This window comes from Miniphocaeibacter halophilus (assembly GCF_016458825.1).
Classification (GTDB): Bacteria; Bacillota; Clostridia; order Tissierellales; family Peptoniphilaceae; genus Miniphocaeibacter; species Miniphocaeibacter halophilus.
In genome coordinates, this window is record NZ_CP066744.1 from 1,280,136 (window position 1) to 1,297,371 (window position 17,236).

Below are 17,236 nucleotides of genomic sequence, written 5' to 3' on the forward strand. Positions count from 1 at the left end.
AGGGATTAAATGAAAGTTTTAGCAGTTTGTGGATTCGGAGTTGGAAGTTCAATGGTATTGAAAATGGCATTGGATAAAGTGGCAAAAGATTTAGGCATAAAGGTTGAAGTTGAAAATACTGATTTATCTACAGCAAAAGCAACAGAAGCAGATGCATATTTTACAAGCGCAGAATTGGTTTCTGAATTAGAAAACTCAGTAAAAAATCCTGTTTATCCTATTCATAAATTTATGGATAAAAATGAGGTAAAAGAACAATTCGAAAAATATTTAGCTACATTAAAGGAGGAGTAGTATGCAATTTATTACAAATAATATTTTAAGAAATCCGCCGGTATTATTGGGTTTAATTGCAATGATTGGTTTAATAATTCAAAGAAAATCATTTGCAGAAACAATAAAGGGAACTCTTATGGCGGCATTTGGAATGGTTGTTTTAAATGAGGGAGTTGGAATGCTTTCAGGCGTAATAGCACCAATTAATACGGCATTTCAAACTACCTTAGGAATAACAACAGCTGAAGGATTAAATGATGTAACGTTTACTAAGTCATTTGGTGGAACTGTAGGAATGGCAATGTTTGTAGGATTAATAATCCATTTATTAATTGCAAGATTTACTCCTGTTAAAACAGTTTTCTTAACAGGTCATATGATATGGTGGTTTCCGTTTATATTCGTGGCAGCAGGAGTAGAGGGAGGATTAACAGGGGGAATATTAATAGCATTTGGTGCAATTTGTTCTGCTCTTTATTGGTCTTTTATGCCGTGGATAATGAGAAAATATGTTTGGGATGCAACAGAAGATGACTCGTTTTTAATAGGACATCCTACAGGAATGTTAAGTTTGGTTTCAGGTTTTGTAGCAAAAAGAGTTGGAAATAAGAAAAAATCTACAGAGGATTTAAAAGTACCTGAAAAATTATCTTTTTTTAGAGAAATTTCAGTAACAGGAGCATTAGTAATTTTTATAATGTACTTAGTAGTTGGATTGATAATACCTGCTTTAATAGAAGAGGGTGCTAGTACTGTAATGACATCAATAAATAGTGGGCTTATATTTGGAGCAGGATTATTGGTTATGCTTTATGGTGTGAGACTATTAATCAATCAAATAGTACCAGCTTTTCAAGGAATATCTGAAAAACTTATTCCAAATGCTAAACCTGCATTTGACTGTCCAATACTTTTTAACTACAAGCCAAATGCGGTAATAATTGGATTTTTAGTAGCAATGATCACTTCAACAATATTAATAGTAATTGCAAATACATTTAATGTTTTTGGAATTATGCTAGTGCCTTTAGTAATTACATCATTTTTTGAATGTGGAGCTGCTGCAGTTATTGGAGAAGGTCAAGGAGGTTTAAGAGGTTCAATTATAGGAACTATAGTAGCATCTGTAGTAATGGTTGCATTAGTTGGGTTTTCAGCAGTTATATATAGTAATACAATTCAAAGCTGGATATTAATATTTGGAGGTAATGATTTTTCATTATTCGGAATAATAGCTAAATTTATTGCTAGTATATTTGGATAGAGGAGTGAGTATGTATCAATATTTCGATAAAATAATAGAAAAATTAAAAATTGTAGAAAAAGAAGAAAAATATAAAATAGAAGGGACCATTGATCTGCTGGTAGAAGCAATTGAAAAAAAACAATCCATATATATATTTGGAGCAAGTCATGCCGGAATACTAACACAAGAAATGTATTACAGGGCTGGTGGATTAATGGTTATAAACCCTATTTTTGGACGGGAAATAATGTTAGACACGGAACCTATAACACTAACAAGTCAAATGGAACGTTTAGAAGGCTATGGTGAAAATTTAGGTAAAACAGTTGATTTTAAAGAAAATGATGTATTAATACTTCATTCAGTATCTGGAAGAAATTCTGTAATATTAGATTTAGGACTGTATGCAAAGAAAAAAGGCGTAAAAATTATTGCTTTAACAAATTTGGAATATTCTAAATCTGTAGAATCTCGTCACAGTTCAAGAAAAAAATTATATGAATTAGCAGATATAACTATAGATAATCATGGTGATATAGGTGATGCAATGTGTGAAATTGAAGGTTTAGAACAAAAGGTTGGGCCATCATCCACTGTAGTAGGAGCTACAATTCTTAACACGATAGTATCAGAAGTATGTAAAAAACTTATAGAAAATGGTAAAGTACATCCACCTATATACTATAGTGCAAATTTAGATGGTGGTGATGAATTAAACAAGAAACTTAAAGACGAATTTAAAGAATTAATACATTACAGATATTAATCAAACATACTATAAAACCTCCTCTATTCAGTATTTATTCTAAAATAGAAGGAGGTTTTAGTATTAAAACAAGATTAATTATTATTTTCTTCAAATAAATCCAACAACTTAGTAGTTAGCTCGCCAAATAAGGGGTCATTTCTTTCCCTTTCTCTAGGTATGGTTATTGGTATTTCCTTATAAATCTTTCCAGGTTTGGATTTCATAAAATATACCTTATCAGCCAAGTAAACCGCTTCGTCAACACTGTGGGTAACAAAAATAATTGTAATTTTTTGTTTTTCCCATATACGTAGCAATTCTTTTTGTAAAACTATTCTTGTATAGGCGTCTAAAGCACCAAAAGGTTCGTCCATTAGAAGAACATCCGGCTTGTTTGCCAAGGCTCTGGCAATGGCAACTCTTTGCTGCATACCACCTGACAATTCATAGGGATAAACATTTCCAAAATCGGACATATTTATTAATTCAAGATATTCTTTAGCTATTTTCATACGTTCATTTTTACTTTTTCCTGAAAATTTTGGACCAAGAGCTATATTTTCCAACACATTTAGCCAGGGCATTAAAGAATAGTTTTGAAATACCATTCCAATTTCTTTTTTTGCCCCTGTAATTGGCTTGTCTTTATACATAATAGTTCCTGAAGTAGGGCTTTCCAGACCGGCTATCATCCTAAGAATTGTAGATTTTCCACAACCGGAAGGACCTAACAAACATATAAATTCAGATTCATTTATAGTTAAATTAACATTTTCCAAAGCAGTAAATTTATTTTTAGAAAAAGTTTTCTTAATATTATTTAATTTTAAATATTCCATAAAAGCTCCTATTTTACTTTACTTTCCCAGGAAAAATACCTTTGGCCAATAAATTTAAAAATTCCATCTAATAAGGCACCAACTAAACCTATACATATAATTCCGGTAATTACTAAATCAATTCTAGCTAGTTCATAGGCGTGGGTTATTAAATATCCTACACCGGAAACACTTCCCGGCAACATTTCTGCACCGACTAAACAACCCCAAGCAGTAGCTAATCCCATTCTTAGTCCATTTAGTATAGTTGGAGAAGATGCAGGTAAAAGAATATTTAAAAATATATCCTTATTATTTGCCCCTAGAACCTTAGCTGATTCTATTAGGGTTTTTTGCACATTTCTAACTCCAAAAATTACATTTCCAATAACAGGGAAAAATGAACCTAAAGCAATAAGAAAGATCATTGAAATTTTATAGTTATCCCAAAGAACAAATTGTTCACCATATTTTAGACCAAAAACAGTTGCAATACTACTAACTCCAAACCAACCTAAAATTAAGGGTTGCCATGCTAAAGGAGGAATTGGTTTAAATAGATTTATAAAACTTTCAAATAAAGCACTCATAGTTTTAAAATATCCAATTAATAGACCTAAGGGAATAGCAACTAATACTCCTAAGCCGTAGCCTAGTAAAACCCTTACAAGACTAAAACCAATATTTCTTGGTAAAGACCCTAATCCTATAAAATTATCAAAAGCATGGGTAAAGTTATATAGGATGTCACTAACAGGTGGTAAAATTGAATCATTATTGATTATTTTTGCTAAAATACTCCACACTATTAATAAAATTATTGGTACAATAATTGGATATATCCATTTTTCAATATTTTTACGCAAGTATGTAACCTCCTTTTATTTTCTCAATTTAATTAGACCTTACTTTATTAATAGGATCTAATTTAAAAATATCTTTTTCTGCCTCTTCAAAAGTATTATCCTTTAAACGTCCTTCGAATTTGCCCATATCCTTCATAGCATCATAGTATATATTCATACCTGCTAAAAATCTTTCAGTTGGTTCAGTTGAATATTTAATTAGAGATTTAGGTAAAATGTCCTTTTCAACACCAATAGTGTCAGCAAGTAATTCCCCACTTTTCTCTTGATTATTATTTGCATAATCACAAGTGTAATTAGTTACAGTTAATAAGGCGTCAAAAACTTCCGGGTATTGCTCTAACATTTCATTTCTTACAGCAAAAACACAGCAAGGGAAATTTTCCCATTTACCTTCCGGTAGATCATTTAAAGTAGCTATTATTTTTCCGACATTGGTATTTTCTGCATTCTGTGGATGAGGAGCAGGTCCTGCCCAAATTTCAACTTGGCCACTTGAAAGAGAAGGAACTAAATTTTGTACACCTTTTAAGTCAACAAGTAGAACATCTGCATCAACATCGCCAGGATCTTCAGTTACCTTTAGGCCGGCATCCTTCATAGAGTATTCTAAAACAACTCTAGGACTACTAATAGCAGAATGATAACCTGCTTTAATAGGTTGTTGGGAATTTTTGCATATTCAACAAATTCTTCAAAGGTATTATAAGATGCATCTTTTGTAGCAGCTATAGCAACGCCGTCTGACTGAATAGGACAAAGAATAGAGATTTCCGTTCCTGTGTCATAGGCAGTTAACATTGCTGTACTTGAAGTGTAGCCAACATCTAAATGCTTTTGGCCCATTAAAGTTGCAACTTCTGAGCCACCTTTAGTTACTACTTGATTTAAAATAGCAATGGTTTCTCCCTTTACCTGTAACTCTCCTTGAGATTCTGAAACCGGATTAATTCTTATTTCTTCATCTTCAAATAATTCAGGCGAAATAAAAGGTAGGTACATAATTCCCGTATGCATTTCATTTCCCCAAGAAATACTAATAGTAGGTACATCTTCTGATTTTTTAGCTTGAACTTCTGTCTTAGAAACATCTGTAGTAGAATTGTTATTTCCCTTACATGAAACTAAAGACAAAGTCATTATAAAAATCATTATTAAACTAAGTGTTTTTTTCACAAATATCCTCCAATAAAATAAATTAGACATTAAAATAAATAATTTCCTGGATTATAAATTTATAATCAAGAAAATTATTTAACAAATTAATATCACATAACAATATATATATAAAATTAATAAAAGTCAAATAAAATAAATAAATTTAATTAAATTAATAAGATACCTCAAAGCATGTCTTATTTGTAAGAAAAGAAAATTAGTTTATAAGATATAATAAAGTATAAGAAAATAATAGCAACACTTTTTGCTTCATCAAAAATACAAATACTTTATGAAAATGGTAGTGAAAAGCCTACAAGGGCAGAAGAAAAGAAAGGCTCTTTAGAAAAAAAAGAAGAAAACAAAGAATTAGAAGATAAGCAAGAAAAATTTATAAAGCAGTATGAAATAGTCTCTAAATTTTTAGAAGAAAAGGGAGAAAAACCAAGAAAACCATTAAATTTTGCCTATAATGCAAAAGGACAATTATTCACCATTGTATACAGGAGTGAATTTGAAATAAAAACACTAATTTATAATGAAAGTTTTTCTGAAGATAATTACTTAGGATTTATATACTATAAAGAATTAAAAAATATTAAAGGAGTAGAAAAAAGGAAATATTAGGCTTTTATAAATTAAAAGAAAGAACGGAAGTAATAACCGATGAAAAAAGAACAAGATGGTAAAAAAAGAAGGAGAGTAAAATGAATAATCTTGTAATACTGTATGCATCAATTCACCACAAAAACACAGAAAAGCTGTTAAAAGAAATAGTAAAAAACAAACCCGTAGATCTAATTGACCTCTTACATGAAAAGAATATCGAGCTGTCTAAGTACCAAGTAGTAGGTTTTGCTTCAGGAATATATTATTCAAAACTTCATAAATCAATATATAAGTACATAGAAGAAAATAAAAACATTCCTAAAAAATCCTTTGTAATTTATACAGCCGGTATGGCAAGTAAAAAAACTGTAGAGAATTTTATAAACTATCTTGAAGAAAGGGGCTTTGAAATACTAGGAGCCTATAATTGTAAAGGCTACGATACATACGGTCCATTTAAAATAATCGGAGGAGTTGCAAAAGGCCATCCAAATGAAAAAGATGTGGAAAAAGGGAAAGAGTTTTTAGATGAAATTGTAAATATGATTTAAAAGACAGCGAAATATTGTGAATCTATAGGCACGGATAAAAAATAATATAATAATTATTTGAGATTTTAAGATATAATATTAATAAATAGTTTTACTAGTTTATTAGTCAAATCATAAGATTGTATTTTTTAAAAATTTTAATGATATTCATAGATGCTTACTATTTTATTGTGAATAAGCTATATATAATATATGTTCAAATAAACGTTTTTAATGCGTGTTTTTATTATTTATATATAAACTTTAAAAATTTGAATTAAAAGAAGAATAAAGGATGAACAACAAAAGATAAATAGATTAGCATATTTAATAATGTAAAGGAGATAATAATGTCTACTAGTTTAGAGAAAAACATTCAATCTTTTATTACAGACAAAATAAAATTTATAATTCCATCATATCAAAGAGGTTATAGGTGGTCTGAAAGAGAAGTAATAGATTTATTAAATGATTTGAAAACATTTACAAAGAAGAAAAACGAAAATGATTATGGCCAAAAATATTGTTTGCAGCCATTAGTTGTAAAAAAAGAAGAAGACAATGTATATATTGTAGTTGATGGACAACAAAGATTAACGACAGTCTATATATTACTTATATGTATGAAAGAATATAAGCCTAAAATAAACATCGCTTTTGAAATAGAATATGAGGTTAGAAATAAAGTGGATAATTATATTGAAGAATTGTTAAAAGGAAATATTAATGATGAAAGTATAGATTCTTATTTTATAAAAGAAGCATTTGCTAACATAAAAAAGTGGTTAGAAGATCCAAATTTGGAAGAAGATTCAAGTATTTTAGTTGATGATTTATACAAGACAGTGATAAAAAATATGATTTTTCTTTGGTATGATGTTGAAAATGAAAATCCAATAAAATTATTCCAACGTATTAATATGGGTAAAATTCCACTAACAAATTCAGAACTAATAAAAGCTTTGTATTTAAAAAAAGATAATTATGAAGGCGATTATAAAAAATTTGGAGAAAAAAATGATTTTATTAGAATAAATCAAATACAGTTAGCTTATGAATGGGATTTAATGGAAAAAAAGCTTCAAGATGATGATTTTTGGTTTTTCTTTAACAATCAAAACATTGAAAATAGGATAGAGTATATTCTAAAAATATATGCTTTAAATGAGAAAATGCTACCAGACTATAATGATAAAGGAGAAAATTCGTATGCTTTATTTTATGCGTATAACCAAAAAATTGAAAATGAAAAGGAAAATCTTTCAACGTATATAGAAAATTCTTGGAATAAGATTAAGAGTATATATATGTTTATAAATGAATGCTATCAAGATAGTACAATATATCATTATTTAGGATTTATTTTTTATTTTGGCACTGATAATAATAACATAAAAATAATTATCGATTTGATTAATTTAGACAAAAATGAAATAGTATCTAAATTAAAAAGAAAAATAAAGGAAATTATTAAACTGGAAAAAGACATTGATGATTTAAATTATATTGATGACACAAAAACAATTAAGAAAATCTTATTACTTCATAACATTTTAACTTTAGTGAAGGATAAATCTTTTTTTAAATTTCCTTTTAATATTTTTAAAAATGGAGAAAATGGAGAAGGAGGATGGGATATTGAGCATATAAATGCAAATGTAGAAATAACACCCGGTAGTAATGATGAAAGAATTGAATGGTTGAAAAACTTACCAGATATAGATAAAGAATATGAAATACAAGAATATATAAAAAAAGAGAAAATTGCAGAAATTGAGTTTGATAAAATTTATAAGAAGATAATATTAAAATATTTTGGTGCTGAAAACTTAGAAGATAATAATAAAATTAGTAATTTAGCACTTTTAGATTCTTATACAAACAGAGCATATAAAAATGCGGTTTTTCCTAAAAAAAGAGAAGTTATTATTGAAAATGATAAAAATGGAAGATTTATACCAATTTGTACTAAAAATGTGTTTTTAAAATATTATTCTAATTTAGTAGAAAATAAAAATTTTGAAATTTGGACAAAAGACGATAGAGAATCTTATTTGCAAGATATAAAAAATAAAATTGAAACTATTATAGGTGTTTATGATGAAGAATAAATGGAGTTTATGGGAAATTTTAAATAAATATAAAATTAGTATACCAATAATACAAAGAGATTATGTTCAAGGTTTAAGTTCAAAAAAACTTAACACAGAAACTGGTAGAAATATAGATAAGATTAGAGAGAATTTTATTAAAGATATTTACGATGTTACAGTAGAAGAAAATAATCTTTCCTTAGATTTTATTTATGGATATGTTAGAAATGATGAAATAGGCAATCAAATATTTATTCCACTAGATGGCCAACAACGATTAACCACTTTATATTTATTACATCTATATTTAGCATGGAAAGAAGGACAGTTAGAAAATGAAGATGTTGCTTCTAAATTTCTGAAGTTTGAGTATGAAGTGAGATCTAGTTCTAAAGAATTTTGTAGGCAAGTTATTAATATTAAAGACATTGAATTTCAAAAAGATATTACTTCTATAATTTCGAAGATAAAAAATAAAAAATGGTATCGAACAGAATGGGATAATGATAAAACTATTTCATCTATGTTGAATATGTTAGAGGCAATCCACGATAAATTTAAAAATATAGATGAACGAGTTTTTGAAAAATTGATAGATATAAAAAATCCTAACATCTATTTTCAGTTTATAGATATTAAAGATCTAGAACAAGATGATGATTTATATATTAAATTAAATGTTAGAGGAAAGCCGTTAACTTCGTTTGAAAACTTCAAAGCTTCGCTGGAGGAAAAAATTAGTACTTTACTGAATGATAAAAGACTAGGTGAAGTAAAAATGAAAATGGATAATGCCTGGACTGATTTATTTTGGAAGTATAGTAAAAAAGATATAAAAAAACTTGATGAATATATGTTAAATTTTTTTGAGGCAGTTTTGTATTGTAATTTTATAATAAAGACTGAGGAAATTATTAAGAAACAAGATATTTTTATCTATTTAGATTATATTAACGAAGAAACAATAGATAGGATTGATAAATTTTTAGATAAGCTTATTAATAAAGAAGAAAAAAAATTTACAAAATATACTAATCTTTATTGTGAAGATAATGATTTAATGTTAGTCATTCGTAAAGAAGGAAATTTAGAATATAGTGATTATTTAAAATTTTTTACATTTTTCTTAGGTATCTCTGATGAAAATTTATCTTTAAGAAAAAATGAAGAAAACTTATATCAATGGCTAAGAGTAGTTAATAATCTAATAGAAAACCATATATACAATAAAGAAGAAGATTTTATTAGATCATTGAAATCTATCAAAAAATTATATACGGATTTAGATGAAGTTAGTTATGATATTCTTAAACTATTTTTAAAACAAAATTATAAAGTTGAGGGTTTTTTTGGTAGCCAAGTTGAAGAGGAAAAAATAAAGTCATATTTAATTAAATTAAATAAAGATTGGCAATATCTAATAGAAAAAGTGGAAAACAACTCATACTTAAAAGGTAATATAGGATTTATTTTAGAGATGTCCGGAATAGAGTTTAATATGCAGATAAAAAAAGAGTCATTAAATAGATTTATTGATTATTCATATAAAATTAATTACTTATTTAATGAGTCAGGATTAAGTAATAATCAAATGTTATTTAGAAGAGCGATGCTAGCCAAAGGAGATTATTTATTACAAAGTGGGAAGAATAAATGTTTTTGTACAAATGATTTTCATAGAGATAGAAGCTGGAAACGACTTTTCAGAGATAAAAAAATAGAAGAATTACAATTGGTACTTGATGAAATAGATACTTCCAAGGAGATAGAAAAAGAGACTACAAATAGCTTAGAAAAAATAATAAATGATTTTAGAGATAAGGCAGATAGGAATGACTGGAGATATGAATTTATAGATGAGCCGGAAATGTTTAAATACTGTGGGAATAATTTATTAATAAGAATGAATATGTCTAAATATAATCCGTTTTTATTATTATCATCAACCCAAACTAATGGATATTGCTATGAAAAAGAAAGTTTATATTTATATTTGTATTTAAAAAAACAAGATACAAAAATATTAAAAAATATTACTTTTATGAACTATTCACCTACTCAAGGAGCTGAAACACGTAAGTATTTTACAATAAAAAAAGAAGATGAAGAATTCATTATTACTCATTATAATAATAATTGGGAAATTTACAAAAGCAAGAGTATTGATGGAGAACTTGAAAATTTTATTTTCGCAAGAGAAATAAAGGATAAATCAATTTTTTCAACGAAGGATAGAGAAGAACTATATAATCATTTAATAAATCTATAGAATTTACTTTGTACAGTCCTTTCTTAATAAACTTTATTTAAATTCTTAAACTTATATTTTGACCTAAGTATTAAATTCTGATGAGGATTTTATTTAGGTCAAAATCCTCATCTTTTAATTTATTATCCTATTAGTTTCCTTTTTATAAACTGTCCGGTACCTTCTTTTCCTTTAAATTCATCATTTTCTACCAATATTTCTCCTCTACGAATTGTATATACCGGCAGATATTCTCCAACATAATCCTCATAAATAGAATAATCTAAGTTATAATGTAAATTTTCTTTAGTTAAGGCTTTCTTTCTATTTGGATCTAGAATTACTATATCCGCATCTGCTCCAATGGATATTGTGCCTTTTTTAGGATACATACCGAATATTTTAGCCGGATTGGTAGATGTTATTTCTACAAATTTATTAAAGGATATCCTATTTTTCTTGACTCCTTCACTAATTAATATGCCTAGTCTCTCTTCTAAACCACTTACACCGTTAACTACTTTTCTAAAGTCCTTTATTATAGTTCCGTCATCGCTTTTATGGAGGTTAATCTCTTTAAGTTCCCTTGTAAAAGAACAATTATCAGAGCTTACTATACTTAAGGTTCCGTCGTTAATGCCCTTCCATAAAGCTTCAATGTCCTTATCGGTTCTTAAAGGTGGACTCATAATATATAAAATGCCATCTTCGCCTTGATTTTTTTCCTTGTTGAATATTAAATAATGTAAGCAGGTTTCAGCTATTACATCAACTCCTCTTTCCTTTGCCTTTCTAATTATTTCAACTGATTCAGCTGTAGTTATATGAAATAAATATATTCTTGCTCCTGTTAATTCAGCGTAGGAAATTACCCTTTCAACTGCTTCATATTCACATATATTAGGTTTGTAGTTTGGAAAGTTTTCCCAACCTAACAGATGTTCATTTGAAAACTTATCCTCCATAAATTCAGAAATAGAATTACTTTCAGCATGAAAACCCGCCATTGCCTTGTTTTTCTTTATGGTTTCCAAAACCTTTAAAATATCTATATCATCAATCATAACACCTGCTTTTTTGTAGGTCATAAACATTTTAAAAGATGGACAACCCATTTCTATTATTTCTGGGATTTCCTTTAACAGTTTTTCATTGGATTCAACATATTTTACATGTAAACTATAATCTATTGCACTATTTTTCATTTCGTTCTTTCTGTTTTTCACAACTTCTACAATAGAATCACCTTTCACGGTATTGGTAAAGTCAATTATGGAAGTAACTCCTCCAAAAGCTGCCAGCTTACTTGCGCTATAAAAATCCAGTATATCTATATTGTTACCAAAAGGAGCATGAATATGAACATGAGGGTCAATTAAACCGGGAATGACAAGCTTACCTTTAGCGTCTATTATTTTATGTCCCCCGGAAATTGTTCCCTTTTTAGCTAATTCAGCTATTATTCCATCTTTTATGCCTATATCAGCTTCAAAATTATTGCCATCAGTATATATATTTGCATTTTTAATTATAGTGTCAAACATTTTCAACTCCTTACATATATAAACCTGCTTTTGAAATATTTAACTCGTTATTTATAATACTTTCTAAAAGAAAAACTCCATTTTTAATAGGATCGAGTATAGGGATTTCTGTAACTAGGTCATTAGGTAATGCAGTCATTGCAGCACAGCCTAAAATTAAAACTTCAGCACCTTTTAATTGAGCTTTTTTTGCACCCGTTTTCAAACTGTCTATTAAAAACTCTTCACTCTTCATTATTCCCTCAATATTGCTATTAATATACTCAACAGATGCTAATCGCTCGTTTAGTCCATACTTTAAAACCATAGATTCCATCATATACTTTGCTTTTTTACTGGCTGCTAAAATTGAAAACTTAAAACCTAAAAGCAAGGATGTGGAAATTGCCGCCTCGGCTATTCCAATAATGGGAGCTTTTACAATTTCCTTTAAGGCATAAATACCGGGATCTCCCATACAAGCTAGTAAATATCCATCAAAATCCTTATTTGGAGTTTTTTCCAACAATTTAACAACATTAAAACTTGCATCTACATAATCCTTAAAACTTTCCAAAAATTCCGGAGAATCTTTACATGATATTAGCTCATAAATTAAATTCTCTATTTTTAACTTCTCTAAAGTATGTGCAATATCAGCAGTCATCTTTTTTGAACTATTTGGATTAATAACCAATATTCTTTTTTTATTATTCATAAAGCCCTCTAAATTCCGTATAAAACTCTTCTACATTAATAATATCCTTTTTAAAGCCGTACTTAGAAAGTGATTGAGCAATTCTGGTAACTTGTGGTGGTTTTAAACTTGCCTTTTCCAATTTTTTTGTTTCCGAATATACATCCTTTAGAGTTCCTTCAATAATTATTTCACCTTGGTGCATAACTACCAACCACTTTGCATATTCAGCAACTATGTCCATGTCATGAGTTATTATAATAATAGTGTGACCATGTTCTTCATTTAACATTTTCAAAAATTCCATTATTTCTATGGACTGTTTATAGTCTTGTCCTGTTGTCGGCTCATCAACTATTATTATTTTTGGTTGTAGGGACAAGATTGAAGCAATAGCTACTCTTTGTCGCAAGCCTCTAGCTAGAAAAAATGGATGTTCATTAAACAAATCTTTAGAAACACCGGCAATTTTTGCAGCAGTAATTACCCTTTTGTCTATTTCACTTTCATTAAGTCCAATATTTCTGGGAGCATAGGCAATTTCATCATATACCCGATTATTAAATAGCTGATGGTCGGGATTTTGAAAAACATAACCTACATTTTTTACCAGCTCTGAAGGGTCTTTACTTTTAACTACATCTATACCGTTTACAATAACCTTTCCTTTAGTAGCCTTTAAAATACCATTTAAACATTTTGAAAAAGTTGTCTTTCCACACCCGTTAGTACCAATTAGAGCAATAAAATCACCATCTTTTAAATTTAAAGAAATATTTTTCAAAGCCTTGGTACCATCAGGATATTCAAACTCTAAATTTTTCACCTTTACAATTGATTTATTTGTATTCATATTGCTTGCTCCTATTTTTATCTAAGATTTTAGTCAAAACCTTAACTATTTCTTCAAACTTAATAGGTAAAGACTTAGGTTTATTTAAATTACCAATCTTATTTATAATTTTTATTCCACTAGGAACCCTAACATTTCTACTGTCTAAAAAATCTATGTTCGTAAAAAATTCTTCGGTATTATCATATTTTTCTATGACACCCTTATTAACCAGAAGAAACTTATCACAAATTTCTACCAGTTGTTCAATATTGTGCTCTACTACTATGACCGTTAACTTCAATTCGGTTTTCATTATTTTTAACAAATCAAAAATCATATCTTTTGAAATAGGGTCCAACATGGAAGTAGGCTCGTCTAAAATTATAATTTTAGGTTGCATTGCAAGTATTGAAGCAATTGCAATTCTCTGTTTTTGACCTCCCGACAGATTATAGGGAGGCTTTTCCAGTAGATTTTGAATATCGGTTAATCTACATACATTATTAAGCCTGGTAGCTATTTCATCTATGCCTAGTCCTATATTTTCCATTCCAAAAGTAATTTCCTCTTCTACGCTCATAGAATTAAATTGTGATTCAGGATCGGCAAAAACCATTCCCACTCTTCTTGTTATTTCAATTGGCGATAATCCGGCAACATCGTCGCCGTAAATTTTTACATCGCCCTTGTATATTCCGGTAAAATTTTGTGGGATAATACCTTTAATTACATTCATCAAGGTTGTTTTTCCGGACTCATTAGGTCCAATAACACCAATAAATTCGTTATCATTTATTTCAAGATTAATATCTTTTAAAGCATAGTCCCTTGCCTTATCATATTTCCAACTAAAATTTTTAATTTCAACTGCTTTCATTTAAAATCTCCTGTTTTATTTAGCTAAAAAGTTATAGAGTGTATTATATATAATTGAGTTTTCCAACTTTAAATATGGTGTTGATATAGCCACAACCATACCTATTATAAGAATTATTAAAATCAAAGCCACTACTAACATATCCGCCTTGTTCATTTTGTTTTTTGATTTTATCCAGTCGGCTCTTTTTTTACCATCTATTTTACTTTTAAATTCCAACCCCTTTGCATATAAGGCAGTACTTATTTCGTCACTTCTTCTAATTGAAAGAGTAAAAAGTGGAACCAGGTACATAGCAAAATGTTTAATTTTACCCGATAAACTCAAATTTTTAGTATTTAAACCTCTAGCTTTTTCAGCTTCTCTGATTATTCTATAATCCTCTCCGAAAGTGCCAGCTGAGCGCATGGCTAAACCAACAAAATAGGATACGGAAAAAGGTACTTTCCATGTTCTAAGAGCCAATAGCAAATCCTTTTCTCTATTTGTTGAAAAATAAAATATTGAAGCAATAATAAGGGACATCATTCTAAGGTATATACAAAATCCCCACATTAAAGAATAATAATATCCCGGTTTTCCAAATAGAGTAAATACAATAATATCGTTTTTTACTTTAATAGGTGCCAGCCAATGAATAAGCATTAAAAAGAAAAATACCGTAATAAACATTGGAGTAAATTTTTTAAAGTTTGAAAAACTAATATTAGCCCAGTAGAAAATTATTAACTCAAAAATTATAAAAATAATTGTAAATTCCGGAATTTGTATAAACATAGGTAAAATTCCCATTAGTAAATACAAGGACAACCTTATATTTGGATGTAGAGAATAGGCTCTCGACTCCTTCGGAACATAACCCAGTATGGTTTTTTCCATTCTGTTTTTTCGGGTGTCCTTTAAGTTTTCTGTTATTATTTCAGTCATTCCTTTCCTCCTAAATATCTTATGTAGATATAAATCTCTCAAATAATAAAGATTTAAGCCCAGTAGCCCTTACAGAAGGTCTTGCTTTTTATTACTATTGGAGAAATGAATTTTAACATTACTATTCCCAAAATTCCCGAGCCTACTGAATTTCCTATCCACCATCCCATAAAAGTAACAAAATGAGAATCAGGAGTTAATAGTCCAAATAATCTTTGGGTCCAAGTACCCCAAAAAGCACCTACAGCATTTGAAATTAAAATTCCGAAAATTATATATACTATCCAGTCCTTAAAAGACTTTAATCTTGGGTCTCTTTTTAAAGTTCTAAAGGCAATACCGGCAATCATACTTTGAAGAAAATTTCCCGGAATATATGCCAATGAAACGGGAATAGCAACACCGGCACCAATAACATTGGATATAATTGGAAACAAAACACCTGCTATTCCTCCCCAAGCCCCGTACCAAATAGAACCAACACTTTGAATTGCCTGTCCCGGCCAAAAGGCTGAAACAAAACCCACAGGTACAGCTAAACTGCCAATAGTACCTACAACAATGCCAACACCTGAAAATAAGGCTGTCATTACAACATGGGATAAGCCCGGTTTTCTAATTTCTCCAACTTCCTTGTCCCAAACCGATAAATTTTTTTCCATTTTAAAACCTCCGTTGTCTAATAAATTTCTTACAAATTTGAATATAGTAAATTGGGTTTACTATATTCGTGTATTTTTCTTTTAAAACACAGCCTACAACTACACTTAAAACTTTTAAATTATTGCTTTCTTAAAATAATAAAACGATTTCCAAATGGTTTTAATAACCTTAAGACTTAAAAACAAAAAACGGTAATAAAATCGACCAAATTTTCCATAATTTTTTATAATTTCTTTTAAATAAAAAATCAATTATATCTATATTAGTTGTAAAAAATTATGGATTTTATAAAATTGCACAAAAAATCACCCTCTTTCTTAAAAAAAGGGCTAGTTTATTAAACTATAAGATAGAATTGTTGAATTTTTTCAACAAATAAACTAAAATTAAATAAGGATAGTTAAAAAATTGAAATAATATGCTGGCAGGCGATAATTTCAATTAAACTATTCGTGTGTGATAAACTAGCCTTTAACTATATTCTAGATTAAAGTATAGAAAATGTCAATAAATATACTTTAATCTAGAATACGAGGCTTTGAAAGGAGTCTCTATGTTTGAAATAATAAAAGAATTATGTAAAGTAAAGGGTATATCAATAAGTGAATTAGAAAGACAGTTAGGTTATTCACAAAATGTTTTATATCGTTTAAAAACTCAAGTTCCAGGTTCTGATAAAGTAGTAGATTTGGCGAACTTTTTTAATGTTTCTACTGATTATCTGCTAGGCAGAACAGAAATAAAGAATATACTTACAACAAAAGATAAAAATGATATTGCATTACTGATAAAACAAATTCTTACAATGTTAAATAAAGATGATAACTTATTATATAATGGAAAACCAATAACGGAGCAAGAAAAAACAAATATGCAAATAGCATTGGAAATAGTGTTAAAAATAAATGATTAGTCTAGTTGCAAACTAGGCTTTTTTGTGTGGGAAAAATTTGAAATAGTTTATTTTAATAATAAGGGAGACAGAAACAATATTATATGGTAATAAATCAATTAAAAAATAACTCTACACAATATATTAAGAGCCAAGGGCTCTTTTTTAGTATAAGAATGTAACGTTAAAGTAACGTTACTTCTGATATAATAAATATGTATGTTTAACTA

Annotated in this window: 17 protein-coding genes; 7 read left to right on the forward strand and 10 right to left on the reverse strand. The window is 28.5% G+C overall.

The window, feature by feature from the left end:
* Positions 1–9: 9 nt before the first annotated feature.
* From JFY71_RS06280 to JFY71_RS06290, 3 genes are read left to right on the forward strand one after another with little or no spacing between them, the layout of a single operon-like run.
* The gene (locus JFY71_RS06280) at positions 10–294 is read left to right on the forward strand and encodes a PTS sugar transporter subunit IIB (protein WP_243659969.1); all 285 of its coding nucleotides are present in this window, start codon (positions 10–12) and stop codon (positions 292–294) included.
* Between the two features lies 1 nt (position 295).
* Positions 296–1,540: a PTS ascorbate transporter subunit IIC gene (locus JFY71_RS06285; protein ID WP_243659970.1), complete on the forward strand. Its 1,245-nt coding sequence runs from the start codon at positions 296–298 to the stop codon at positions 1,538–1,540.
* A gap of 10 nt (positions 1,541–1,550) precedes the next feature.
* A complete protein-coding gene (locus JFY71_RS06290; RefSeq protein ID WP_243659971.1) occupies positions 1,551–2,288 on the forward strand; it encodes a sugar isomerase domain-containing protein in 738 nt (245 codons plus the stop codon).
* Positions 2,289–2,362: 74 nt separating this feature from the next.
* On the opposite strand, the gene JFY71_RS06295 is transcribed toward JFY71_RS06290, so the two are convergent.
* From JFY71_RS06295 to JFY71_RS06310, 4 genes are read right to left on the reverse strand one after another with little or no spacing between them, the layout of a single operon-like run.
* Complete coding sequence (locus JFY71_RS06295; RefSeq protein ID WP_243659972.1) at positions 2,363–3,109, reverse strand: ABC transporter ATP-binding protein; 747 nt, start codon at positions 3,107–3,109, stop codon at positions 2,363–2,365.
* Between the two features lie 8 nt (positions 3,110–3,117).
* Entirely contained in the window at positions 3,118–3,954 is an 837-nt protein-coding gene (locus JFY71_RS06300) for an ABC transporter permease (RefSeq protein ID WP_243659973.1), read from the reverse strand.
* Positions 3,955–3,982: 28 nt separating this feature from the next.
* On the reverse strand, positions 3,983–4,636 hold the full coding sequence (locus JFY71_RS06305; RefSeq protein ID WP_338041884.1) for an ABC transporter substrate-binding protein: 654 nt from the start codon (positions 4,634–4,636) through the stop codon (positions 3,983–3,985).
* Complete coding sequence (locus JFY71_RS06310; RefSeq protein ID WP_243659974.1) at positions 4,564–5,130, reverse strand: hypothetical protein; 567 nt, start codon at positions 5,128–5,130, stop codon at positions 4,564–4,566. The genes JFY71_RS06305 and JFY71_RS06310 overlap by 73 nt, the downstream gene beginning before the upstream one ends.
* A 689-nt stretch (positions 5,131–5,819) precedes the next feature.
* Here JFY71_RS06310 and JFY71_RS06315 point away from each other — a divergent pair.
* From JFY71_RS06315 to JFY71_RS06325, 3 genes are all read left to right on the forward strand, one after another.
* Positions 5,820–6,272 carry a flavodoxin domain-containing protein gene (locus JFY71_RS06315; RefSeq protein WP_243659975.1) on the forward strand — a complete coding sequence of 151 codons (453 nt, stop codon included), beginning with the start codon at positions 5,820–5,822 and terminating at the stop codon, positions 6,270–6,272.
* Between the two features lie 329 nt (positions 6,273–6,601).
* Positions 6,602–8,362 carry a DUF262 domain-containing protein gene (locus tag JFY71_RS06320; RefSeq protein ID WP_243659976.1) on the forward strand — a complete coding sequence of 587 codons (1,761 nt, stop codon included), beginning with the start codon at positions 6,602–6,604 and terminating at the stop codon, positions 8,360–8,362.
* Positions 8,349–10,613, forward strand: a complete 2,265-nt coding sequence (locus JFY71_RS06325) for a DUF262 domain-containing protein (RefSeq protein WP_243659977.1) — start codon at positions 8,349–8,351, stop codon at positions 10,611–10,613. Before JFY71_RS06320 ends, JFY71_RS06325 begins: the two co-directional genes overlap by 14 nt.
* 122 nt (positions 10,614–10,735) lie before the next feature.
* Here JFY71_RS06325 and hydA read toward each other — a convergent pair whose 3' ends face one another.
* The 6 genes from hydA to JFY71_RS06355 are packed head-to-tail and all read right to left on the reverse strand — an operon-like array spanning position 10,736 to position 16,113.
* Entirely contained in the window at positions 10,736–12,136 is a 1,401-nt protein-coding gene (gene hydA / locus JFY71_RS06330) for a dihydropyrimidinase (protein WP_243659978.1), read from the reverse strand.
* A 10-nt stretch (positions 12,137–12,146) separates the two neighbouring features.
* Positions 12,147–12,833: an aspartate/glutamate racemase family protein gene (locus tag JFY71_RS06335; protein WP_243659979.1), complete on the reverse strand. Its 687-nt coding sequence runs from the start codon at positions 12,831–12,833 to the stop codon at positions 12,147–12,149.
* Complete coding sequence (locus JFY71_RS06340) at positions 12,826–13,665, reverse strand: energy-coupling factor ABC transporter ATP-binding protein (protein ID WP_243659980.1); 840 nt, start codon at positions 13,663–13,665, stop codon at positions 12,826–12,828. The genes JFY71_RS06335 and JFY71_RS06340 overlap by 8 nt, the downstream gene beginning before the upstream one ends.
* Complete coding sequence (locus JFY71_RS06345) at positions 13,652–14,524, reverse strand: energy-coupling factor ABC transporter ATP-binding protein (protein WP_243659981.1); 873 nt, start codon at positions 14,522–14,524, stop codon at positions 13,652–13,654. The genes JFY71_RS06340 and JFY71_RS06345 overlap by 14 nt, the downstream gene beginning before the upstream one ends.
* A gap of 15 nt (positions 14,525–14,539) precedes the next feature.
* Positions 14,540–15,451 carry an energy-coupling factor transporter transmembrane component T family protein gene (locus JFY71_RS06350; protein WP_243659982.1) on the reverse strand — a complete coding sequence of 304 codons (912 nt, stop codon included), beginning with the start codon at positions 15,449–15,451 and terminating at the stop codon, positions 14,540–14,542.
* A 53-nt stretch (positions 15,452–15,504) separates the two neighbouring features.
* Positions 15,505–16,113: a hypothetical protein gene (locus tag JFY71_RS06355; RefSeq protein WP_243659983.1), complete on the reverse strand. Its 609-nt coding sequence runs from the start codon at positions 16,111–16,113 to the stop codon at positions 15,505–15,507.
* A 554-nt stretch (positions 16,114–16,667) separates the two neighbouring features.
* Here JFY71_RS06355 and JFY71_RS06360 point away from each other — a divergent pair.
* Positions 16,668–17,027: a helix-turn-helix domain-containing protein gene (locus JFY71_RS06360; protein ID WP_243659984.1), complete on the forward strand. Its 360-nt coding sequence runs from the start codon at positions 16,668–16,670 to the stop codon at positions 17,025–17,027.
* Positions 17,028–17,236: the final 209 nt, after the last annotated feature.